Origin of the sequence: Sphingopyxis selenitireducens, assembly GCF_051550705.1 — a bacterium.
Lineage (GTDB): Bacteria > Pseudomonadota > Alphaproteobacteria > Sphingomonadales > Sphingomonadaceae > Sphingopyxis.
Genome location: NZ_JBPULG010000007.1, coordinates 79,348 through 101,928, shown reverse-complemented (window position 1 = coordinate 101,928; position 22,581 = coordinate 79,348). Strand labels below are relative to the sequence as shown.

General features: G+C 64.3%; 17 protein-coding genes. 10 read left to right on the top strand and 7 right to left on the bottom strand.

Features of this window, described 5'->3' with window-relative positions; all coding sequences use genetic code 11:
• The first annotated feature begins 30 nt into the window (after nucleotides 1-30).
• The 5 genes from ACSYDV_RS21385 to ACSYDV_RS21365 are packed head-to-tail and all read left to right on the top strand — an operon-like array spanning nucleotide 31 to nucleotide 10,596.
• Complete coding sequence (locus ACSYDV_RS21385) at nucleotides 31-7,236, top strand: hypothetical protein (RefSeq protein ID WP_438326098.1); 7,206 nt, start codon at nucleotides 31-33, stop codon at nucleotides 7,234-7,236.
• A gap of 49 nt (nucleotides 7,237-7,285) precedes the next feature.
• Complete coding sequence (gene cysS, locus ACSYDV_RS21380; RefSeq protein WP_438326097.1) at nucleotides 7,286-8,761, top strand: cysteine--tRNA ligase; 1,476 nt, start codon at nucleotides 7,286-7,288, stop codon at nucleotides 8,759-8,761.
• A 38-nt stretch (nucleotides 8,762-8,799) separates the two neighbouring features.
• Entirely contained in the window at nucleotides 8,800-9,156 is a 357-nt protein-coding gene (locus ACSYDV_RS21375; protein WP_438326096.1) for a hypothetical protein, read from the top strand.
• A gap of 7 nt (nucleotides 9,157-9,163) precedes the next feature.
• Nucleotides 9,164-10,108, top strand: a complete 945-nt coding sequence (locus tag ACSYDV_RS21370; RefSeq protein ID WP_438326095.1) for a D-2-hydroxyacid dehydrogenase — start codon at nucleotides 9,164-9,166, stop codon at nucleotides 10,106-10,108.
• A 5-nt stretch (nucleotides 10,109-10,113) separates the two neighbouring features.
• A complete protein-coding gene (locus ACSYDV_RS21365) occupies nucleotides 10,114-10,596 on the top strand; it encodes a cysteine hydrolase family protein (protein WP_438326094.1) in 483 nt (160 codons plus the stop codon).
• Here the strand turns inward: ACSYDV_RS21365 and ACSYDV_RS21360 are convergent.
• The 7 genes from ACSYDV_RS21360 to pyk all read right to left on the bottom strand — a co-directional run bounded on the left by ACSYDV_RS21360 (nucleotide 10,593) and on the right by pyk (nucleotide 19,909).
• A complete protein-coding gene (locus ACSYDV_RS21360) occupies nucleotides 10,593-11,441 on the bottom strand; it encodes a phosphodiesterase (protein WP_438326093.1) in 849 nt (282 codons plus the stop codon). The two genes, ACSYDV_RS21365 and ACSYDV_RS21360, sit on opposite strands and share 4 nt — an antisense overlap.
• 46 nt (nucleotides 11,442-11,487) lie before the next feature.
• Nucleotides 11,488-13,422, bottom strand: coding sequence for a cytochrome c3 family protein (locus tag ACSYDV_RS21355; RefSeq protein ID WP_438326092.1), 1,935 nt, complete (start codon nucleotides 13,420-13,422; stop codon nucleotides 11,488-11,490).
• A gap of 16 nt (nucleotides 13,423-13,438) precedes the next feature.
• Nucleotides 13,439-14,320 (bottom strand): hypothetical protein, encoded by an 882-nt coding sequence (locus ACSYDV_RS21350; protein ID WP_438326091.1) that lies wholly within the window; start codon nucleotides 14,318-14,320, stop codon nucleotides 13,439-13,441.
• Nucleotides 14,320-16,758 (bottom strand): NAD(P)-binding domain-containing protein, encoded by a 2,439-nt coding sequence (locus ACSYDV_RS21345; protein ID WP_438326090.1) that lies wholly within the window; start codon nucleotides 16,756-16,758, stop codon nucleotides 14,320-14,322. Before ACSYDV_RS21345 ends, ACSYDV_RS21350 begins: the two co-directional genes overlap by 1 nt.
• Nucleotides 16,759-17,019: 261 nt before the next feature.
• Nucleotides 17,020-17,409 carry a DUF3060 domain-containing protein gene (locus tag ACSYDV_RS21340; protein WP_438326089.1) on the bottom strand — a complete coding sequence of 130 codons (390 nt, stop codon included), beginning with the start codon at nucleotides 17,407-17,409 and terminating at the stop codon, nucleotides 17,020-17,022.
• A gap of 89 nt (nucleotides 17,410-17,498) precedes the next feature.
• On the bottom strand, nucleotides 17,499-18,272 hold the full coding sequence (locus ACSYDV_RS21335) for an arginyltransferase (RefSeq protein WP_438326088.1): 774 nt from the start codon (nucleotides 18,270-18,272) through the stop codon (nucleotides 17,499-17,501).
• Nucleotides 18,273-18,451: 179 nt separating this feature from the next.
• The gene (gene pyk / locus ACSYDV_RS21330; protein WP_438326087.1) at nucleotides 18,452-19,909 is read right to left on the bottom strand and encodes a pyruvate kinase; all 1,458 of its coding nucleotides are present in this window, start codon (nucleotides 19,907-19,909) and stop codon (nucleotides 18,452-18,454) included.
• A gap of 115 nt (nucleotides 19,910-20,024) precedes the next feature.
• Here pyk and ACSYDV_RS21325 point away from each other — a divergent pair, with 115 nt between their 5' ends.
• The 5 genes from ACSYDV_RS21325 to ruvC all read left to right on the top strand — a co-directional run bounded on the left by ACSYDV_RS21325 (nucleotide 20,025) and on the right by ruvC (nucleotide 22,389).
• Nucleotides 20,025-20,345: a DUF1244 domain-containing protein gene (locus ACSYDV_RS21325; RefSeq protein WP_438326086.1), complete on the top strand. Its 321-nt coding sequence runs from the start codon at nucleotides 20,025-20,027 to the stop codon at nucleotides 20,343-20,345.
• Nucleotides 20,346-20,408: 63 nt separating this feature from the next.
• Nucleotides 20,409-20,651, top strand: coding sequence for a DUF2312 domain-containing protein (locus tag ACSYDV_RS21320; RefSeq protein ID WP_088474124.1), 243 nt, complete (start codon nucleotides 20,409-20,411; stop codon nucleotides 20,649-20,651).
• Between the two features lie 44 nt (nucleotides 20,652-20,695).
• On the top strand, nucleotides 20,696-21,013 hold the full coding sequence (locus tag ACSYDV_RS21315; RefSeq protein WP_088474123.1) for a heavy metal-binding domain-containing protein: 318 nt from the start codon (nucleotides 20,696-20,698) through the stop codon (nucleotides 21,011-21,013).
• Nucleotides 21,014-21,069: 56 nt separating this feature from the next.
• Entirely contained in the window at nucleotides 21,070-21,816 is a 747-nt protein-coding gene (locus ACSYDV_RS21310) for a YebC/PmpR family DNA-binding transcriptional regulator (RefSeq protein ID WP_438326085.1), read from the top strand.
• A 99-nt stretch (nucleotides 21,817-21,915) separates the two neighbouring features.
• Entirely contained in the window at nucleotides 21,916-22,389 is a 474-nt protein-coding gene (gene ruvC, locus ACSYDV_RS21305; RefSeq protein WP_438326084.1) for a crossover junction endodeoxyribonuclease RuvC, read from the top strand.
• Nucleotides 22,390-22,581 lie beyond the last annotated feature (192 nt).

Below are 22,581 nucleotides of genomic sequence, written 5' to 3'. Positions count from 1 at the left end.
TCCATGAATTCTGCATCGAGGACGACTGTCATGCGTGCCACTGCAACCTCCACATCGAACCGCAACGGCAAAGGACGCCTGCTCGAAAGCTGTGCGATTGCGGCGGGACTGATCGCCCTCGCCTTTGGCGGCCCCGCGCTGGCGCAGGTCAACGGGGTCCACGTTCCGACCCCCGGCGTCACGGTCGAGCCCAACCCGGGCGGCAACACGACGACGGTGAATGTCACGGCGCCCGAGACGATCATCAACTGGATCCCCAATGATTCGGCGCCGACCGGCGGCGCGATCGACTTTCTGCCGGCCGGGGAAAACTGGAATTTTTCGGGCTCGGGCGATTATACCGTTCTCAACCGCTTCGTGAACAGCGGCGGCGGATCGCTGAGCCGGGAGATCGCGCTGAACGGCACCGTCAACAGCTTCGACACCAATCCTTCGGCCGGGCAAACCGGCAATATATGGTTCTATAACGCAGGCGGCGTGCTGATCGGCAGCACCGGCGTCATCAATGTCGGCAGCCTTGTGCTGACCACCAACGACATCGACACAACCGGCGGGCTGTTCGGCCCCGATCGCACGATCCGCTTTCGCGGCGCAACCGGCACGTCGGCCGTAACCGTCAATGGCACCATCAACGCGAACACCGGTTTCAACCCGGGCAGCAGCTATGTCGCGCTGGTCGCACCGCGCGTCGTTCAGGCCGGCAATGTCCGGGTCGACGGGTCGGCCGCCTATGTCGCCGCCGAACAGGCGGACATCCGGATCGGCAATGTCAGCGGGCTGTTCGACATCAATGTCACGGTCGGCGCCGAGGGCGGCAATGTCATCACCCACACCGGCACCACGACCGGCCCCGCTCATCAGCAGGGCGATAACGACCAAAACCGCATCTATATGGTCGCCATTCCCAAAAATGACGCCATTACGATGCTGATATCGGGCGCGATCGGTTATGACGACGCCCTGTCGGCGCAGACCGATCCCGATGGCGCTGTGCGCCTGTCGGCGGGCTATAATATTACCGAAGGCAACCAGAATTTTGCCCCGGTCAACGGGACGGCCGCCAACATCATCGTCAATGACACGCTGTTCCGCAGCAGCACATCGGCCAATGCCACCGGAACTTTTGCGGCGGAGGCGCTGCAACAGATCCCGGCATCGCCGTCACCGCTGTCGTCAGCCGGACAAATCTTCGTCGAAGGCGACGCGGTTTTCAGCGGCGATGCCGGCGCTTCGCTCAACATTGGCGCGGGTCAGCAGGGCGGCGCGACGGGCAATCTGACGATCCGGTCGGACGGGGTCGCTGGCACGGCAGGCAATGTTGCCGTCAATGTCAGCGGCGGAACGCTGTCGACCGGCAATTTTTTGCAGATCACATCGCTGAGCCAACCCGCCACCGCGACCGGCGACAGTGTGGGCGGGAACGCCAGCCTGACGATTACCGGCGGCAGCGTCATATCCCCGGTCATATCGATATCCGCCAGCGCGGGAGCCGATATCGGAACCAATGGTCTGGCCGGAAACGCACGCGGCGGCAATGCCAGCATTTCGGTCAGCAATGCCGGGTCCACATTGAGCACAAACGTCGTTACCATCGACGCTTCCGCATCTGGACCCAATAATATCTCTGTCCCGGTCGGCGGCGATGCGCAGGGCGGCACGGCCGTGCTGACCGTCGCCAATGGCGCGAACTTCAGCGCATCCAACAATGTGTCGCTCAGCGCGAATGGCAGCGGAGGATTCGGTCCCCTTCAGTCGGGCAATGGGACGGGCGGCACGGCACGTATCGAAATCAGCGGGACGAACACATCGTTCGCACTCCCGAACACCTCGCTTGTCGCTCAAGGCAATGGCGGGGGATCCAGCGGCCCGATGGACGCCCAAAACGGCGGCGACGGCACCGGAGGACGCGCCGAACTGATCATCAATGTGAACAGTAGCGCGACAGCGTCGCTGGGTCTTCTCACCATGGATGCCAGCGGATTGGGCGGCGATGCCACCAACAGCGAAAATGCCACCGGCGGCGACGCGCGGGGCGGAACCGCTACGCTGACCGTTGCGGGCGGCGTCACCTTGCAGGCAAATCAGTTGGCGCTCAATGCCAACGCGCAAGGCGGGGTCGGCTTCAGCCTTAGCGGCACGACCGGACAATCGGGGAATGCGCGCGGCGGCGATGTCATACTGAGCGCCGCCAACGGATCGACCCTCACGGCCAACGGCAACATCGACCTGTCGGTTACCGCAGAGGGTTTGCTCGGCGAGAGTTTCGGCAGCGGCACCGGAGGGCTTGTTACGGTCAGCGCGACATCCGGAGGGGCCATCAGCACGGCATCCGCGATTAATGTTCAGGCCAGAGGCGGAAGTTCGTCGCCGACTATCGCTGAGAGCGCGGGCAGCGGAACCGGCGGCAATGTCGATTTCATCGCCGATGGCGGCACGATCAGTGCCGACAATTTCCGGGTCGATGCCAGCGCGTCGGTCGTCAATGTCAGTGGCACCAACGGCGCGGCGCTGGGCGGAAATATCAACCTGATTGCGTCCGACGGAGGACAGATTTCCGGGACAGGAAGCGCCGGGAACAGCTTCGATGCCAGTGCCGTGACAGGGGTCAGCACCGCCGGAAGCGCGGCCACGGGCGGATCAATCAGCTTGATCGCCGATGCAGGGACGATCAATCTTCCGGCGGACAATAATCTGTCGGCGGGTGGCGTTTCGGGCGGGGCCACCGCTCCCGGGGCGGGTATCATAACCGGCACCGGCGGATCGATTCTTGTCCGCACCGTTGCGGACGCGTCGAACAGCAGCGCCATCAGCCTCGGCGAACTCACGGCATTCGCCAACGGCGAATCCCACGTCATTGCCGAAGTTCCCCCCGGCACATTCCCCGATCCTGCCGGAAACGGTCGGGGTGGCATCATAACGATCGACATACAGGGCGGCTCGCTGACCGGCGGTGCCATCCGGCTGTCCGCCGACGGCGAGGGCGGCGCGACGGGAAGCAGCACGGGCCGGGGCGGCACGGCGACCTTCACGCAGACCGGCGGCGAAATATCCATCACCGACCTGACGGTCAGCGCCAACGGCTTGGGCGATGCCGCCGCAGGCCAGTCGGGAGACGGCATCGGGGGAATCGCAACGATCAACTTGCTGGGCGGGACGATCACGACGGCCGATATCTCGGCATCGGCGAACGGCACCGGCGGTTTTGGCGTGAGCGGTAATGACTTCGACCCGCTCAATCCCGTCGCGGGCGGCCGGGGTGGCGCCGGTCAGGGCGGCACCGCGACGATCACGATCGACGGTTCGGCAGTGGTCAATGCGAGCGCGATCGGCGCATCGGCGATCGGCTCAGGCGGCGCTGGCGGCGACTTTCTCTCCTTCTCCAGCACAGGCGGTACGCCGGGTGTGACCGGCGACGGCGGCAATGGCACCGGCGGCGCCGCAACGATCAACCTGATCAGCGGAACGGTTTCCTCCAGCAATATGGTCGCCGATGCGACGGGCATCGGCGGCAATGGCGGCGACGCCAATTTCTTTGGCATGACCGCGGCAACGGGCATTGGGACGGGCGGACAAGGCGGCAATGGTCAGGGCGGCACTGCAACCGTCAGCCTGGCGGCCGCAGCAAATATCACCGACCTTACGGCGAGTATCGCGCGCGGCGTCGGCGGCGACGGCGGGGCGCATAATGTCGGCGGCAACGGCGGCAATGCAACCGGCGGCACCGCGCAGGCGGTCGTCAATAATTTCGATGCCGGGGCGCTCCCCGTTACGCTCGATGCCGGGGCGCAGGGCGGCGTCGGCGGCGACGGCCGCGACGGCAACGGCGGCAATGGCGGCAATGCCGTCGGCGGTACCGCGCGCGCGCGCGCCGATGGCGCCAACGGCAATGTCACGATGGAACAGGTGAGCTTTATCGCCAATGCAATCGGTGGCGCGGGCGGCCAGGGCGGCCTCTCTCCCTTTGCAACCCTTGCGGTCGCACCCTCCGGTGGCCTTGGCGGCAATGGCCAGGGCGGCACGCTGGAAATCGGTGCCGACAATGGCGCGACCGTCACGCTCCTGTCCACCAACGTCAGCGCTCCCGTTCTGCTCAGCAGCGGCGGCACAGGCGGCGACGGCGGCGACGGCGCCGGCAATGAAAGCGCGGGCGGAACCGGTGGCTCCGGAGGAAATGCCGGAACAGGGCAAGGCGGGACGATCCTGCTGCGAACCAATGGCGGCACGATCACTTCGAACGGCTCTGCCGTCGATATCGACGCCAGCGCCGATTCCGGCGCCGGAGGCACCGGCGGCGGCGGTGCAGGCACGCCCGGCGGCGCTGGAACCACGACGCCCACGACGGGCGGCCGCGTGGTGATCGAGGCCACGACCGGACAAATCATCCTGGGCGACACCAATATCAACGCCAGCGGCGACAATGCGGGCCGCATCGAACTGCGCGCCGGTGGCAACATCAGCATGGCCAGTCTGAATGCGACCGCGACCGGCATCGCCCCCCCCACCAACAACGACACCGGCACTGCGACGGCGGGTATTTTCCTGTCCGCCGCGGGCGGCACGATCGCGACCACCGCCAATATGGCGCTGACGACCGACGGCTCGATCGGCGTGTATGCGCAGGGCGCTGGCGCCGTCAGATCCGGAACCGGCCTTGCCATGAATGCCGGGGACCAGATCGATATTCGCCACGATCAGCGCAGCGGAACCGCGCCAACGATCGACGCCGGCGACGAGCTTTTGATCAGCGCGGGAACCAGCATCAGCGGCGCGGCGGGAAGCCTGTTCGGCTCCGCATCGACCCTGTCGCTCACCGCCACCGGCCCCAATGGCACGATCAGCGTCGATCGGCTGGACGGCACCAATATCGTCATCAACAGCACGGGCGCCGCGAGCGTCGAACATGCCGAAGCGGGCAACGACTTCAGCGCCACGGCCGGCAGCTTCCGCACCGGGCTCAATTCGATCATCACCGGCGGCGACATCGTCGTCAGTTCGCCGGGCGCAGTCGACCTGGGCAATTCGACCGCGGGCGGCTTTGTCGCGGTCGATGGTCAGTCGATCGCCTTCAACAGCATCGGCGCGGGCGGCAGCGTTTTCCTGACCGCATCGGGCACCGCGCCCGGCGCGGAGGGAATTACCGGCAACATCATTGCGTCGGGCGGCAATGTCCTGCTGAGGTCAGCGGGCAATATCACGATCGCAACATCGGTGGCCGCCGATGGCGGCTGGGTCGATCCCAATGGCGTGGCGGCCGAAGGCAATTTGTTCGTCGATGCGGCGGGCAATGCCCTCCTCACCGGCGCGAGTGCCGGGCGCATGGTCGGCGTCAATGCCGGTCAGGCGGCCACGGTCAACGGCGGGTCCGCGGGTGAGGATGTGCTGATCCTGGCCGGAACCACGGCGAACCTGTCGGACTTTACGGCAGGCGACGACGCAGAGATTCGCGCTTCCGGCGCGATCACCGCGCAAAATGTCACCACGACAGGCGCAGGCGTCAGCACCCGTACCCTCAGCTATTTGTCCGGTAGCGGCTTTACCGTTGGAAGTGCGACCGACGCCGATAGCAGCATCCGCACACAAGGCGGCGCCACGACGTTGGGCAATCTGAACGCGTTCAACGACATCATTGTCGCTTCGACCGGCGCGGTGTCGGCCACCGCCCCCATCACCGCCGGACGCAATATTGCGATCGACGGCGCGAATGGCGTGACGGCCGGAACCGTCGCAAGCGGCGGCACCACGGCTCTTATCAGCGCCGGCGGCGCGATTTCGGTCGACAGCCTAACGTCGGCCGGCCCCGTCAATGCGAACGGCCAAAGCGTCCAGATCGGCGGCGGCAGCGGAAATCTGGTCTTCAGCCAGATCAACGCCGCCACCGGGGATGCCATCGTCACCAACGGTGGCGACATCGCAGTGACGAGCGGAACGGTCGCGGGCCGCGCCGCGCTGACCTCGACCAATGGTGCCGTCGGCGTCTCGCAACTGACCGCGAACAGCGTCGATCTGTCGGCGCGTACCGATATGACGCTGGGCAACGTCGCCGCGACACAGGGACTGACCGCCCAAGCCGGCAATCTGCTGACCCTGACAGGGGCGGTGACCGGTCGCACCATGGCGTTGACCTCGGCCGATATCAGCATCGGGACCAACGGCCGCGCCGGCACCTCCGGGGTGACCACAACGCTGCAACTGACCAACGGCAATGCCGGCCGCCAGACCTTCATCGGCGGTACGGGCACGCGGAGTGGCTATCACATCGATGCCGGTGAAATGGCGCTGCTGTTCGGCAGCGACATCCGGATTTCCGGCCCCGTCGTGCCTCCCTCCTCCTCGGGCGTTTCCGTGGATGCCGACGTCATCATCGACAGTTTCACGATGACAGGCGGAAATTCGTCGTCGAACCTTGGCAACAATGGATCGCTGACGATCGAGACCCCGGGCAGGGCGCGCGTGATCGGCAATGTGCAACTGAGCGATCTGTCCGACGCCAGTTCGCTGAACCTGTTCGCCGACACCGCGCTGGAAGTCATTGTGGGTCAGGGAACGGTCCGGCTCACGGGCGTCAACAACGCACCGGGCGGACAGCTCAACATGGCCTCGGACGAGATTATCGTCGCCACGCTGGCCGCGATCGCCGACGTCCGTGCCGCCACGACCACCGATGCGATCAACACGCGGCTGGCCGAGAATGACGGCGTAGCCAGCGACGAAGGCGCGCTGTTCGCACGCGGCATCAGCGCGGATGTGGGCCGGGGCTTCTATGTCCAGAACAGCGGTGCCGGAACCACCTTTGCCGAACGCCGCGGACTGACCTTTGGCGCGGGCGGCCTCGATGTCGTGACGGCGGGGCCGACCTCCGGGATCGTGATCAACGGCGTCCAGCTGGGCTCAACGGGACAGGTTACGGGGTTCGACACACTGGCCTTCCTGACCATTTCCGGCGCGGCACCATCGGGCACCGCGAACAATTTCGATCGCCGGTCGACCCTCAACGGCTGTCTGATCGCGTTCAGCGGGGCCTGCACCACCATCTCGCTTGATCCCGAAACAAACTTCCCGGTCCAGGATGTGGTCGACGATCCGTCCGAGCCCGATGGCGAAGAAGCCGAAGGCAATAATCTGCCGACGCCGCTGATCACGATGCGCGACATCGACCCGCTGACCGGCGAACCGCTACTCGACGATCCTGTGACCGGCGCAGGCAACGACGATCTGTGGACGCCCCCCGCCGAGTGAACCGCGTTTCGGTTGACGCAGGCGGGCACGGCAAGGCATGGGCAAGGCTATGACCGACGCCCATGCCTCCGCTTCCGCAACACCGCTGCGGCTGTTCAACAGCCTGACGCGCAGTCTTGAGGATTTTGTTCCCGTCCATGCGGATGAGGCGCGCGTCTATTCGTGCGGGCCGACGGTCTATAACTTCCAGCACATCGGCAATATGCGCGCCTATGTCTTTGCCGACACGCTGGGCCGCACGCTGGCCTTCAAGGGCTATAAGCTGCGCCACATCATCAATATCACCGACGTCGGGCATCTGACGTCGGACGCCGATGCCGGCGACGACAAGATGGAAAAGGCCGCCGCGCTGCAAGGCAAGTCGGCGTGGGATATTGCGGCCTTTTACACCGCCGAGTTCAAGCGCGACCTTCAATGGCTGAATGTCCGCGATCCCGCCAAATGGACGGTCGCGACCGACTATGTCGCCCGGATGATCGAATTCGCCAAAAGCATCGCCGACAAGCATTGCTATGAGCTTGAGAGCGGCCTCTATTTCGACGTTTCCACCGTGGCCGATTATGGCCGGCTCGCGCGCGCCGTCACCGACGAAGGCGAAGGCCGGATCGAGGAGGTCGATGGCAAGCGTCACGCGGCCGATTTCGCAATCTGGCGCAAAACCCCGGCGGGCGAGACGCGCCAGATGGAGTGGGATTCCCCTTGGGGTCGCGGCGCACCCGGCTGGCATCTCGAATGCTCGGTCATGGGCGAAGCCGAACTCGGCATGCCGTTCGACATCCACACCGGTGGCATCGACCATCGCGAAATCCACCACCCCAACGAGATCGCGCAGAATCAGGCGTTCCGCGGTTGCGGCGGGCTCGACCACGCCGAACATTCGGGGGCGCGCCTGTGGATGCACAATAATTTCCTGATCGATCGCGGCGGCAAAATGTCGAAATCGTCGGGCGAATTTCTGCGGCTCCAACTGCTCGCCGACCGGGGTTATCATCCCCTCGCCTATCGCCTGATGTGCCTGCAGGCGCATTATCGCAGCGAGTTGGAGTTTTCCTGGGAAGGTCTGGGCGCGGCGCTCACGCGGCTGAAGCGGCTGGTGATGGCGGCGGCATCGGTTCGCGACGCCGAAGATGCCGAAATATCCGACCGGCGCCTGACCGACCTGCTGACGAGATTCGACGCCGCCATGTCGGACGATCTGGGAACGGCCGTCGGGCTGACGCTGATCGAAGAAGCGGCGGCAATGAAAAAGATCGACGCCGGGCAAAAGCGCGCTGCGCTCGCCGCGATGGATGCGGTGCTGGGGCTCGAGTTGCTTTCCATCTCGCGCGCCGACCTGCGCTTGCGTCCTAAAGCCGCGACGATCAGCGAGGATGATATCGAAGCCGCGCTCGTCCGTCGCAAGGACGCGCGGGCCGCCAAGGACTTCGCCGCCTCCGATGCGCTGCGCGACGAACTTATAGCGGCAGGGGTCGAGGTGATGGACGGCGACCCACTCGGCTGGGACTGGCGGCTGGACGCGATTTAGAGGCTTGTTCCGGCTTCGCGGGATGCTAGCTTCGTTGCATGTCGCAACTGATCTGCTGGCTCCTTGTCGGTCTTGTCCATCTGGTTCCGGCGCTCGCGCTGTTCCGGCCGGCGCTGATCACGCGGCTTTACGGCGTTGCGCCCGACAGCCCGTTGTTCCTGCTCATGCATCACCGTGCGGCGCTGTTTTTCGCGGTGTTCATTGCGTGTATCTGGGCGGCTTTCGATCCCGGCGGACGCAAGCTGGCAACCCTGCTGGCCGCGATCAGCATGCTCGGTTTCCTGTTGCTCTACGTCACATACGGGCGCCCCGCAGCGCTCGGCACCATCGCTCTCGTCGATCTGATCGGCCTCATTCCGCTCGCCTGGGCAGGCTGGCGCGCATTTCAGCAGTAGGAAAGTTATGACCAAGACCGTCACCGTCCTTTCGGGCTTGATCCGCCCGCTCGTCGAAAGCCGCCTCCCCGACTGGGTCGAACCGCGTTTCTTCATGTCGAAGGAGGAAGCGATGGCGCTCTCGCCGACGGCCGAGATCGGCTGGTTCGACATGTACGACAAAAGGGACATGGCGGCGGTCATCTCCGCCGCGACGAACCTGAAATGGCTGAACTCCATCTACGCCGGGGTCGATGGCCTGCCGCTGGACCTTCTCCGCGAACGGGGAACGGTGGTGACCAACGGCGCGGGGATCAACGCAATCACCATCGCCGAATATGTCGTGATGGGAATGCTGACCGTCGCCAAGGGCTATCGCGAAGTCGTGCGCGCGCAGGAGCGCCGCGAATGGCTGATGGAATCGCCGGGCAAGGGCGAATTGTTCGGATCGAAGGCGTTGCTGCTCGGCTATGGCGCGATCGGCAAACTGGTCGAAGAGAGGCTCAAGGCTTTTGCGGTCGATGTCACTGTCGTCCGCCGTTCGCCGGGGCCCAATACGCTGACCCCCGATCAGTGGCGCGCGAAGCTGGGCGATTTCGACTGGGTGATCCTCGCGGTCCCTGCGACCCCCGAAACCGACGGGATGATCGGCGCCGCCGAACTCGCGGCGATGAAGCCCGCGGCGACGCTCATCAATATCGCGCGCGGCGCGGTCGTCGATCAGGATGCGCTGGTCGCCGCGCTCGATAGCCAGAGCATCGCAGCCGCCTTCCTCGACGTCACGACCCCCGAGCCGCTGCCCGCCGACGACCCGCTGTGGAGCCTCGACAACGCCCATATCACCATGCACCTGTCGGGCCGCGCGCAGGACAAGATGTTCGTGCGATCGGCCGAGCGTTTTCTGGAAAATCTGGATCGCTGGAAGAAGGGCGAGGCGGTCGCGCCGCAGGTCGACCTGACGCTGGGTTATTAGGCGCTATGGCCGCTCGCAAACAGGCGCTGCTCGTCGTCGACGTACAGCCGAGTTTTGCGGTCCCTGCCCCTACCATCGCGGCGATAACCGAACTCAGTCGGCGCTTGCCGACGATCGCCACCGTCGAACGTCATGATGAGTCAGTTACGCCCTTCGAGCGCCAGCTTGGCTGGAAGCCCGGCGCGCATGACGACAGCCTTGTTCCGGCCGACCATATTTTCATCAAGCATGGCTATCTGCCGCCGGTCGCGGCGATCGACTATCTGAAATCGCTGGGGGTCGACCGGGTGCTGGTGTGCGGCGTGCAGGCCGATACCTGCTGCCTCGCCGCGGGCTTCATGCTGTTCGATGCGGGGCTGCAACCGACCTTGCTTCAATGGCTGAGCGTCGGGTCATCGCTCGATCCGTCGGCGTCGCTGGGCGCCAACCTGTGGCGCCATCATTTCGGCCATGTGCTGTCCGGGCCCGAAGAGCTGGTCCTCGATTAACCCGGCCGCTCGGCTTTCAACTCGCGCACCAGCGACTGCAAATTCGCATCATATTTGGCGAGCATTGTGTGTGCACCAGCGTGGTCGTAAAAGCTGACCAGTTCGCGCCCGTTCCAGCGGTGGAGCGCATAGGCGGGGTCTTCGGCGACGATCATCGGACGGTCGTCGGGACGATCTTCGTCGATCGGACGCAGATCGAGCGCAACCTGCGGCGCGGTTGACGAACAGATGGCGATGGTGCGCCCTTCCCACGCCACGGTGACGCTGCGGTGAAGGTGGCCGCAGATCAGCCCGCGCACCTGATCGTGGCGGCGCACGACGTTGGTGAACGTCGCAACCCATGGTTCGTCGGCGTGGGTGTTCATCCACTCGATCCCGCTTTCGATCGGCGGATGGTGCATGACGATATAGGTCGGCTTGTCAGGGGCTTTTGCCAGTTCGGCGTCGAGCCAGGCGGCGCGTATGTCGCAGAAAGCGCCGCCGTGGCGCCCTTCCTCGAGCGTGTCGATCGTCACCAGCCGGAGTTCGGGAAGCTCGATTGCATATTGAACGAAGCCATTGCCGTCGTCGAAACCCGGGAAACGCTCATGGAAATTATCACGCAGGTCGTGGTTGCCGACGCTCGGCCACACCGGAAAGGGGCAACGCGAAAAGGCGGTCGCGAGGCGGCGATAGCTGTCGGGGTCGCCGCGGTCGCTGATGTCGCCGGTCGCGAGCAAAAGGTCGGGACGGTTCGGACCGTCAATCAGCACGTCGAGCACTTCGTCGAGCCGCTTGCGATTATATTCCGCCGGATTGTCAGGATCGAACCCGATATGCAGATCGGTGATCTGGGCGATCAGCATGTGCGTCCCCTGCTCCAGCCGCCTCGTCCCAGCCGCCCCATTGTCATCATCCACCTCGCCTCGCGCCGTGCAGCGCCGGTGTGCGCCACGTCACGTCATAAAGCCCCTGCCGTTCAGGACCTGTGATCACGCTCACATCATAAGCACCGCGCGATGGACGATCTGTGATTGCGGTCACATTCTTCTTGCGCTGGCGCGACGGCATCCACGGCTTGCCACCGTCCGAATGATATTCGTGGCACATGGCGCATGGCGATTCGGTTGCGGTTTGAACCTTGACCAGCCGCGCCCCGGTTTCGCCGACATGGCAATCGCGGCACTGGCGCAGCCCGGGCACAAGCAGGTCGCTCGATTGCTTTGAGGCGACCGCGCCGGTGTGGCAGTCGGCGCATTCGGTTTCCTTATGCGCGTCATGGTCAAACCAGCCCTTTTGCAGGAAGCGCTGGGTCTGGTTCACCGGCGTCACGCGCCAGCCGTTCCCCCCCTGCGGCGCGACGACGGTGTGGCAGTCGTAACAGGCACCGCCCTTCGAGAAGACCGCGCGAACGGCATCCTGAGCGCGGTTCGGGCGGACCGCAACCTCGCGGAAATAGATGTTATACACCTGCCCCTCGGCATAGGCGCCGGGGCGCCGCCGTTCCATGCCGCCAAGCTGGAGCGGCCGCGTCGGCGGGGTCGAGCGATAATAGGCGGTGAGGTCGGCGACGACCTGATCGGGCTCGCCATGGCGCAAGGTCCGCGTCACGCCGCCGACGGTTTCGAAGGCGAGGCTGTGGCACATCGCGCAGTCGCGTTGCATCTCGACCGGCTTGATCCGCACCCCGTCGGCCTCGGGCTTGTGGCAATTGCTGCACTCGAGCTTTTTCCCGAAATCATAGCGGCCGCGGAAGCTCGCCGCCATGCGCGCAACCCCGCCGGCCGCCTGCAAATGCATGTCGTGCGGGAATTTCAGGCCGCCGAAATCGCGCACGTCCTTGCCCGGCATCGCGCGGGTCGGCTTGGCGCCGGGCGCCGCGCGGACGAGCGGGCGGAATTCGGGATGACCCGTGCCAAAATCGGCGGCGTCGGCGAGCGTCGTCGGATGCCCCGCGGTCTTGAGCCGCGCCGCCATGCCGTCGTGACAGTCGGCACAGAATTTCTGCGGCGTCGCGGGCATCGGCCCGGCGCCCTCATGCTCGGTATGGCAATCGACGCAGCGCCCCTGCGGCCGGTTGAAGGTCTTGGCGAAGCCCTTGAGAATCCGCTCGCCCACCCCGGGCGGGTGGCGCGCGGCGAGCAGCATTGCGGTCGGCGCATTGGCATGCGCCATGCTCATCGCCTTATGTTCGCCGGTGTGGCAGCTCACGCACGCCTTGTCAGTCACCGCCACAAAGGGTTCGACATGGCACGACTGGCAGTCCTTTTTCAGGCTGGCGTGGGCGCTCGACAAATCGCCCGACAGCCATGCCGTGTCGGCATGATAGCCATCGGGGCGCTCGTTGACGTTTTTATAGCTGTGCCACGCCCAGATCGGCCCGACCAGGAAGGCGAGCAGCATCAGCAGGCCGAACGTCCATGCGCCGAGGCGCTTGCCAATCATCACGCCCTGCAGCGAGAAGGCCTTTACCTCGTCGACATCCTTTGACGACTGCGAGACATCGTCGATCCGCTCGACGAGCAGGATGATATTGTCGCCCTCGCGCGCGATGGTCAGCCGGTGGCCGCCAAAGCGCAGCTCGCCGCCCGCCGCGCTGTCGATGTCGGCGACGTCATGGGTGCGGCCGTTAAGGTCGAACCCCAACCCTTCCTGCGCCGCGACGCGGACATGGCGCCCGTCCTTGCTGGTGATCGTCGCATGCTGCGGGTTCACCGCCAGATCGGCGATATGGATGATATTGCTGCCGTCACGGCCCAGCGTGATCACATCGCCGGGCAGCGCCTGATCGCGGATGATTTGCTTGCCGGTTTTCGTCGTCGAAATGCGGCGCAGGATGAAGCTCATATTTCCCCTCCCCGCCTTACCAGTAGAAAAAGACGCTGATGATATGCGCCGACAGCGCCGCGATCAGCGCGAAAGTCAGCGGCACATGCACATAGAGCCAGATTTCGAGCAGCCCGCGAATACGCAGATGCTTGCGCAGCCGCGTCAGCGCCGCTTCCTTTTGCGACAACAGTCCGACGACCTTTTCGCGCGCCTCGGCATCGCTGCTGCGCGAGGTCGACAGGGTGCGGAGCGCGGCGGCGGTCGCGCACCCGGGGTAACGTCCCGACAGGCGCGCGCGGACGCCGCCCGCGAACGGGTCTTCCTCTAGCGCCGCGAGTACCGGCGCGGTATCCTCGGGCGTCAGCGGCTGCGCCGCCGCGTGCAATTGCCGGTCGAAAGCGCGGATCGCCTCGAGCATCTGCATCTGCGTCATTTCGTCGCGGTTGTTCGACAGCGCCTTGGGCAAGGTTGAATAAGCGATGACGCCATAGAGCCCCGAGAGGATCACCAGCATCATCAGCGCCCACGCCAGCGTGTGGACGTTCCAGCCGAGCTGGAATCCGGTGTGCCAGGTGCCGATCACGATCAGGCTGAGCCCGAGATAGACATGCGCCGAGGTCCACGCCTTCAGCGACCAGGCGGTGCTCGTCATCTTGCGCTTGCGATAGCCCAAGGCGGTGAGCCAGAGGATCAACCCGGCGCCGATGGTGCCGAGCGTATAGCCATACCAGCTGCCGCCATTGTGCCGCGGGGTGACATCGACCAGCGCATAGCTGACGATGATGAGCAGGCAGAGCCCGCCCGAAATCTTTGCCCAGCGGAAATCCGCGTGGCGCAGAAAGCCTTCGTGGCGCCGCTCGCGAATACGCTCGGTCTGGGTCGCCTTGTTGCGGCTGCGTGAAAAGAGGCTTGCCATCAGCCGGCATCCTCTTCGAGCCGCGCGATCGACAGGAATTCTTCAGGCGAGACGCGGATCGCGGCGCCGGTCGGGCACGCGCGCACGCAGGCGGGACCGCCCGAAATGCCCTTGCACATGTCGCACTTCACCGCGATTTTCTTGGGCTTCTTGCCCTCTGGCATATTCGCCTTGGTCCATTTGGGCGAGGGTTCGCCGGGCCCGGGGCCGAAGCCGGTGAGCAGCCAGCGCAGCAGGCTGGGCTTTTGCGGCGGCGCGGCCTCCATGCGGATCACGCCATAGGGGCAGTTGCGCATGCAGTTGCCGCAGCCGATGCACCCGTCCTCCATGAACACTTCGCCGTCGGGGCCGCGATGGATCACGTTCGGCGGGCAGTCGGCCATGCAATGCGGATGTTCGCAGTGGCGGCAGCTGGTGGGCACATGAAGATGCGCGAAAGTCTTGCCCGCCTCGCGGTCGAGCCGCGATAGACCCTCATGGCTGTCGGCGCACGCCTTTTCGCAATTGTCGCAGCCGACGCAGAGGTTTTCGTCGATCAGCAGCGCGTCCGTCGCCTCACCCAGCCCTTCCTTCATGATGAAGGTCGCGGTGTCCGAATAAAGATCGACCGCACTCGAATAGCTCGCCTTGCGCGATTCGATGAAGCTGTTCATCTGCGCGCGTTCGGCGACGGCTTTTTCGGTCGCCTCACGCACTTGCGGCCGCGCGTCGAGCATCGCCTTGAAACCGGCGCCGGTCAGCTTGATGACCTCGCTGCCGACCGCGGCTTTGACCGTGGCGTTGCGCGGCGCGCCGCTGAGCACCGCCATTTCGCCGAAATAGCTGCCCGCGGGCAGATAGCGCAGGAAGATGGGTTTGCCGCCGATATCCTTTTCGACGACCATCGATCCTGACCGGATGACAAAGACGTCGTCGCCTTCATCGCCTTCCTGAAGCACGACCTTGCCCGCGGGAACGCGGATCACTTCGGCATCGTCCACGACCGGCGCCAGATCTTCGACGGTCAGGCCGCCCTTGAAAATCTGAAGCAGCTGGCGTTCGAGCGAGATGCGGTTGATGACGCGCTTGGCGCCCGGAACCGATCCCATCAGCTTCAGCGCCGCGGTGCGCGACACTTCGACGAAAATACTGTCGGCACCGGCGCGGATTGTCGCGCCGCGCTTGCGGCCCGAAATCAGGCCGACTTCGCCAAAGATCGAGCCTTCCTCGATCGGCACGGTCACGCCGGGCGCGACTTCGACCAGCGCCTGTCCGTCGGCGATCGCGAAGAGCGACGATCCGGGCTCATCCTTTTCGAACACCACGTCGCCGGTGCGGTAAAAGGCGACCTTCGAATCGAGCATGAACTCGCGCATCTGGAGCGGCGAGACATCGGCGAAGATGCGGATGCGCGTGCGCAGGAATTCCAGCCATTCGCTGACCGTCTTCTGCTGCGGCAGGCCCGCGAAAATCGCCGCCAGATCCTTTTCATCGGCAGGGGTCAGCGCGCCATTGCCGTTGATGAACTCGACGACGTCATAGCCCTGATTCATGCAATGCTTGATCAGCGGGTAACCGGCAAGCGCACCGATGACATAGATGCCGGGAACCGTCGTCTCGAACGTCGGCGACAGTTTCGGAAAGGCTTCGCGGTCGGGGCCGGTAAACTCGATCCCCATCGATTCGACGAAGGCGCGCGGCGCGACCGAGCCGAGGCGGGCGACGATGACGTCGCATTCGATCTTTTCGTCACCGGTCGGGGTTTCGAGCGTCAGCCAGCCCGGTTCGACCAGCTTGGGCTGGGTCTCGGTGCGGATACTCATAAAGCCGTTTTCGCCGGCCTCCATCATGTCGGAGACATTCTTCGGCTTGGCGCGCGCGAAATCCTTCGATCGGTTAAGGATGGTGACCGTGTTTTCAAGCGCCTCTTCAGCGACGCCGAGCGCATTTTCGATCCCCGCGTCGCCCGATCCGACGACGGTGATATGCTTGTCCTTGAAATCTTCGGGGTCGTCGACGGTATAGATGATGTGCGGCAAATCGTTGCCGGGGCAGCGCATCCGGTTCGGATTGCCCTGCGTTCCAATCGCGAGCACGATATGTTCGGCGACGATGGTGTCGCCCTTCGCGGTCTTGATCTGGAACGCGCCCTTTTCGCCCGTCACCTCGACGACTTCGGCATGATAGGCGACGCTGATCTTGTTGGCGGCGGCATCCTCGTCCCAAATGCCAAGGATCGTTTCGCGCGCGCCCTCGTCGAAACGGCAGTCGGAGCGCAGGTCGAGGCGATTGGGCGTCGCCATGACATGCTTGCCCTTTTGATATTTGTAGATGGTGTCCGACAGATGATCGGTCTTTTCGAGCAGCACATGGCTGAGCCCGAGCTGCGCCGCGCGCGAAGCAGCGCTCAGCCCCGCTGGACCCGAACCGATGATCGCGACCTTGACCGGCTCGCTCATGCGGGCGCACGCCGATTGCAGCGGCCGTCAGTCAACGCGGCGGCCATGACACTGAAAAGATTGCACTTAGGCATCCCTATCCCCCCTTCGCCAGCCCCCCGGCGAGATCACAATGGATGCGACCCGGACTTATGTCCTGGGCGAAGAGCTATGCCCTTGAAAGCGGGGCAAGGTCAACTGGCGAGGTCGAGATTCCAGTTCCTGCGAGACGTTCGCAACAGATGGGATTCGCGTTGCTCGGGCGCTTTAATTTTATGCGCCTCAGCGCGACGGCCGTATCTGGTTGTCGACGCCCTGGACCGACACGCGCGGTTTGCCTTTTCCGGCCACGCGCCAGGTCACGACATTGTCGACGCCCGAAACGCGGAGTGGAGCGCCGGGACGCAGGATGATGCTGATCTGGTTGTCGACGCCGTTGACCGTCAGCCCGGGGCAATCACCGACGAAATCGATGCGATTGTCCGATCCGGACACTTCGGCGGGACGACCTTCGCAATCGATCCGGTGTGCCTGCTCGACCCCATGGACCGCGGCGCCATCGCGCGTTCCCGTGCCGCCTTGTGGCTGCGCCGCCAACGGCACGGCACCGAGGGCAAGGCTGGTCGCGATGGCTGAAAACAGAAGCTTCGTGGCGATGGGATCACAGGACAAGGTCGTCTCCTTCATTCCCCGCCTCGAAAATCCCCTGCACATTCAATGAAATGGAAAAGCATGCACGTCAACGGGCAAGCTATCTCGCCTCAGGCGAGTTCGAATATCGCCGCGACGCGATCGGACGCGGTCGGCTCGAAACGCGACCAGCCGTCGGGACCGAGGCGCTCGATCGGGCGGAAGCGTGCCTTATACGCCATGCGCGTCGACCCTTCGATCCAGTAGCCGAGATAGACATAGGGCAACCCCGCCTTGGCGGCGCGCAGCACATGGTCGGCGATGATATAGGTGCCCAGCCCCTCGCGCAGCGGATGATGAGCGTCGAAGAAGCTGTAGATCATCGACAAGCCGTCGCCCTGCCGATCGGTCAGGCAGCAACCGATCAGCCGGCCCTTGCTGCCGTCCGCCGTCGGTTCCCGATATTCGATCATGTAACTGTCGACCGGGGTCTGTTCGACCATGTCGCCGAAATCCTGCTCGTCCATATCGGCCATGCCGCCATTCGGATGGCGTGAACCGAGGTAGGAACGCAGCAGCGCATATTGTTCTTCGGTGGCCCAGGGCTTGCAGGCGGTGGCGACGAGGTCGCCGTTGCGGCGCAGGTTGCGCTTCTGCGAATTGCTGGGGGTGAACTCATTCGCGCAGACGCGCACCGACACACAGGCGGAGCAATCGGCGCAGCTCGGACGATAGGCGACCGACTGGCTGCGCCGGAACCCGATACGGCCCAGCGCGTCGTTCAGTTCGTTCGCATTATTCCCGCTAAGCTCCGTAAAAACCTTACGCTCGGTCTTGCCCGCCAGATAGGGGCAAGGCGCCGGGCTCGTTACGAAAAAGCGCGGAAAACGAAACGGTGCGGACACGCGGAATGGACCTCCGGACTGTTGATGCCGATCCCCCCATGCGGATCCGACGCACTACATCCACCAACTATGCCGCCCTGCGTCAATGGTGCAAAGAGCATTTACCATTTTTCAACGTCCCGTTCTGAATCACCTCGAAAATTTTCTGAATCGGGCGGAAACTCTTGTGCCAGACTGAGTCAATCCGCGTAGTCGCGCAGCTCATCCCCGGTCAGCGTCGCGACGTGGAGCACGTTGGTCGACCCCGGCGTGCCAAAGGGAACCCCCGCCGTCATCACCAGCTTGGCACCCGCGCGGCCGATCCCGTGACGCAGCGCCATGCGCTTGCCCTTGGCGATCATTTCTTCGAAGCTGCCGATATCCTTGGTCGGCACCGCGTGCGCGCCCCACAAGAGACCCATGCGCCGCGCCGCCTCTTTCTTTGGTGTCAGCACGAGAAGCGGCGCATTGGGCCGCTCGCGCGCAACCCGGCGCGCGGTCGACCCCGATGCGGTGAAACAGATGATCGCGTCGGCGGCAATCGTCTGGATGATCGTGCCCGCGGCTTCGGCCAGCGCATCAGCGGTCGTCGCATCGGGTGCGGTCTCGGTGAAATGCAGGCGGCGATAATAGTCGGGGTCGCTTTCGACCGAGCGCGCGATGCTGTCCATCATCGTCACCGCCTCGACCGGCCAGGCACCCGCCGCGGTTTCGGCCGAGAGCATGATCGCGTCGGCGCCGTCGTAAATGGCGGTCGCGACGTCGGACACTTCGGCGCGCGTCGGCGATGGCGAGACGATCATCGATTCGAGCATCTGCGTCGCGACGACCACCGGCTTGCCCATGCGCCGCGCGGTCGCGACGATGCGCTTTTGCAGCGGCGGCACCGCTTCGGGGGGCAATTCGACGCCGAGGTCGCCGCGCGCGACCATCGCTGCGTCGGCGATCTCCAATATCTCCTCGAGCCGCTGGACGCCGGCGGGCTTCTCGAATTTCACGAGCAAAGCAGCCTTGCCGCCAATCAACCGCCGCGCCTCGGCGACATCTTCGGGCCGCTGAACGAACGACAGCGCGACCCAGTCGACATGTTGCTCAAGCGCGAAGGTCAGGTCCTTGCGGTCCTTTTCGGTTAAAGCGGCGAGCGGAACGACGACGTCGGGGACATTGACGCCCTTGCGGTCCGAAATCTTGCCGCCGACCTCGACCAGCGTCTCGATCCGGTCGGCGCTGACGCTCTGAACCCGCAGCACCAGCTTGCCATCGTCGATCAGCAGGCGCGTGCCCGCCTCGGCCGCCGCAAAAAGTTCGGGGTGTGGCAGGTGAACGCGCGTCACGTCGCCCGGCGCGGTATCGGTATCGAGCGTGAAGGGCGCGCCCTTCACCAGTTCGACGGGGCCGTCCCTGAACGCGCCGACGCGCAGCTTCGGCCCCTGCAGGTCGACGAGGATCGTCGTCGGGCGGCCGGTTCCCTTTTCAAGGGCGCGGATCGCGGCGATTACCTTGGCGTGGCCGGCATGGTCGCCATGGCTCATATTGACGCGAAAGGCGTCGGCGCCGGCGCGGTGCAGCGCGGCGATCATCTCGGGGGTTGCACTCGCGGGGCCAAGGGTCGCCAAGATGCGCACCTTGCGCTGGCGGGGGGTAAATTGCTGGACCACATTTGCTCCGCTGGTTGAACTGCCGTTACGTCCGGCGTGGCATGACGCGTTGATCGCGCCAACGCAACCGCCGTATAGCTATTCATCCACCCAGCCGACGAACGGAGAAGCCACGATGTCCTGCAGCGAAGACCAGCCCGCCCCCAACGACGCGCTCGACACGTTGGACGATGCCGTCGCGGCCGCAGCCTTCCGCCGCCTCGTCCGCTTGCTCCAGCATCGCAGCGACGCCGCGAACATCGACCTGATGGGCCTTGCCGGTTTCTGCCGCAACTGCCTGGGCGACTGGATCGCCGAAGCGGGCGATATGGACAAGGAGGCTGGCCGCGCGATCGTCCACGGCATGTCCACCGCGACATGGAAAGCGCAGCACCACACCCCCGCGACACCCGAACAGCTCGCAAGGATGGAAGAAAGCATGGCCAAGAATCCCTGACCTCGCTACTGCGACGCCAAGGCGATTCTCGCGCCACCCCATCCAGACTTAGCGGAGTTAAAAATGAGCGAAGCCACCGTGTCCGACCAGCAACTGCGTCTTTTCATCGAGCGCATCGAACGGCTGGAAGAAGAGAAAAAGGGCATCGCCGACGATATTCGCGACACCTATAATGAATCGAAATCACAGGGTTACGACCCCAAGATCATGCGCCAGATCGTCCGCCTGCGTAAATTGCCACCGCACGACCGCAAGGAAATGGAAGCGATTCTGGACGTGTATAAATCGGCGCTCGGGATCGACTAAAAGCCGATCGACCGACGTCCGCCATTCCAACGAGGAGAGAGACGATGTTCAGCACCACCACCAACACGCTCGAGGGCCGTCCGGTCCGCGAATATCTGGGCATCGTCACCGGCGAAGTGATCGTCGGGGCCAATCTTTTCCGCGATTTGTTCGCCAGCATCACCGATATCGTCGGCGGGCGGTCGGGCAAATATGAAGACGTTCTGGCCCGCGCGCGCAAGGAGGCCATCGCCGAGATGGAAGCCGAAGCGGCGCGGCTGGGTGGCACGGCCGTGGTCGGCGTCGACCTCGACTATGAAGTGCTCGGCCAGAATGGATCGATGCTGATGGTCAGCGCGTCGGGAACCGCCGTGATTGTCTGATGGCTGTCGCCGCGCTAGGGCGGCGACACATTTCAAAAACACCGATGGAGGTTGGTTTGGCCGGCCATAGTAAATTCAAGAACATCATGCACCGCAAGGGTGCGCAGGACAAAAAGCGCAGCTCGCTGTTTTCCAAGCTTTCACGCGAAATCACCGTCGCGGCGAAAATGGGCCTGCCCGACCCCGACGCGAACGCGCGCCTGCGCGCCGCGATCAACGCCGCCAAGGCGCAGTCGGTGCCGAAGGATAATATCCAGCGCGCGATCGACAAGGCATCGGGCAACGACGGCGATAATTACGAAGAAATCCGCTATGAAGGCTATGGCCCCGGCGGTGTTTCGTTGATCGTCGAAGCCTTGACCGACAACCGCAACCGCACCGCGACCAACGTCCGCACCGCCTTCAGCAAGAACGGCGGCAATCTTGGCACATCGGGCAGCGTCAGCCACGGTTTCGACCGGCTCGGCCTGATCAGCTATCCGGCCAAGGCAGGCGACGCCGACACGGTTTTCGAAGCCGCGCTGGACGCTGGCGCGAACGACGTCGAATCGTCCGAAGACGGCCATGAAATCTGGACCAACGTCGATGGCCTGCACGAAGTCGCGAAAGCGCTCGAGGCCAAGCTCGGCGAAGCCGAAGGCGTGAAACTCGCCTGGCGCCCGACGCTGAAGAGCGAAGTCAACGACCAGGCGATGGCGCAGACATTGTTCAAGCTGATCGACACGCTCGACGATGATGACGATGTCCAGACCGTGTGGGGCAATTATGAAATCCCCGACGCGGTGATGGAAAAGCTTGGCTAAAAAACGCCAACACCCGTTCGCATCGAGCGAAGTCGAGATGCCCATCGGCAGCGCATGCCTTCACGGTGTCTCGACTTCGCTCGACACGAACGGAACGATATGATCATCCTCGGCCTCGACCCATCGCTTACCTGCACCGGGTGGGGCGTGATCCGCGTTGAGGGCAGCCGGATCAGCCATGTCGCCAACGGCCAGATCAAGACCGACACCAAGGCGCCGCTGCCCGACCGCCTCGCCTATCTCGACACCGTACTTGCGGCGGTGATCGCCGATTATGGCCCGCAGTGCGCCGCAGTCGAAGAAGTCTTCGTCAACGACAACCCGCAGTCGACATTGAAGCTGGCGCATGCACGCGGCGTCGCGCTGCTCGGCTGTGCGCGCGGAGGCCTGACCGTCGGTGAATATGCGCCGCGCCTCGTCAAGAAGGCGATCGTCGGCACCGGCGCTGCGGCGAAGGAACAGGTGCAGGCGATGCTCCGCATCCTGCTGCCCGGAGCGAAGGTCGTGGGAGCCGATGCCGCCGACGCGCTGGCGGTCGCGATCTGTCATGCCAACCACCGGACGCGCTTTTAGGAAATGGTCTCACGCAAAGGCGCAAAGGCGCGAAGAAAAAAAGAAGGGGAGAGGACTCACACAAAGACACAAAGAGGGTGGTTTTCTGCGCGGACGATGACCTGATGTGTGAACTCCATCTTTTTATGGCCGGATGAAATCCGGCAGGAAATTTGGCAGCCGTTGGACGCAAACCCAAGGGCTCGGTTGAAG

Bases quoted from the DNA above. Each gene is read 5' to 3' on its own strand.
- ACSYDV_RS21320 (WP_088474124.1), top strand. From the start codon at position 20,409: ATGAGCGAAGCCACCGTGTCCGACCAGCAACTGCGTCTTTTCATCGAG.
- ACSYDV_RS21385 (WP_438326098.1), top strand. From the start codon at position 31: ATGCGTGCCACTGCAACCTCCACATCGAACCGCAACGGCAAAGGACGC.
- ACSYDV_RS21365 (WP_438326094.1), top strand. From the start codon at position 10,114: ATGGCCGCTCGCAAACAGGCGCTGCTCGTCGTCGACGTACAGCCGAGT.
- ACSYDV_RS21315 (WP_088474123.1), top strand. From the start codon at position 20,696: ATGTTCAGCACCACCACCAACACGCTCGAGGGCCGTCCGGTCCGCGAA.
- ACSYDV_RS21345 (WP_438326090.1), bottom strand. From the start codon at position 16,758: ATGAGCGAGCCGGTCAAGGTCGCGATCATCGGTTCGGGTCCAGCGGGG.
- ruvC (WP_438326084.1), top strand. From the start codon at position 21,916: ATGATCATCCTCGGCCTCGACCCATCGCTTACCTGCACCGGGTGGGGC.
- ACSYDV_RS21355 (WP_438326092.1), bottom strand. From the start codon at position 13,422: ATGAGCTTCATCCTGCGCCGCATTTCGACGACGAAAACCGGCAAGCAA.
- ACSYDV_RS21375 (WP_438326096.1), top strand. From the start codon at position 8,800: ATGTCGCAACTGATCTGCTGGCTCCTTGTCGGTCTTGTCCATCTGGTT.
- cysS (WP_438326097.1), top strand. From the start codon at position 7,286: ATGACCGACGCCCATGCCTCCGCTTCCGCAACACCGCTGCGGCTGTTC.
- ACSYDV_RS21370 (WP_438326095.1), top strand. From the start codon at position 9,164: ATGACCAAGACCGTCACCGTCCTTTCGGGCTTGATCCGCCCGCTCGTC.
- ACSYDV_RS21360 (WP_438326093.1), bottom strand. From the start codon at position 11,441: ATGCTGATCGCCCAGATCACCGATCTGCATATCGGGTTCGATCCTGAC.
- ACSYDV_RS21325 (WP_438326086.1), top strand. From the start codon at position 20,025: ATGTCCTGCAGCGAAGACCAGCCCGCCCCCAACGACGCGCTCGACACG.
- ACSYDV_RS21350 (WP_438326091.1), bottom strand. From the start codon at position 14,320: ATGGCAAGCCTCTTTTCACGCAGCCGCAACAAGGCGACCCAGACCGAG.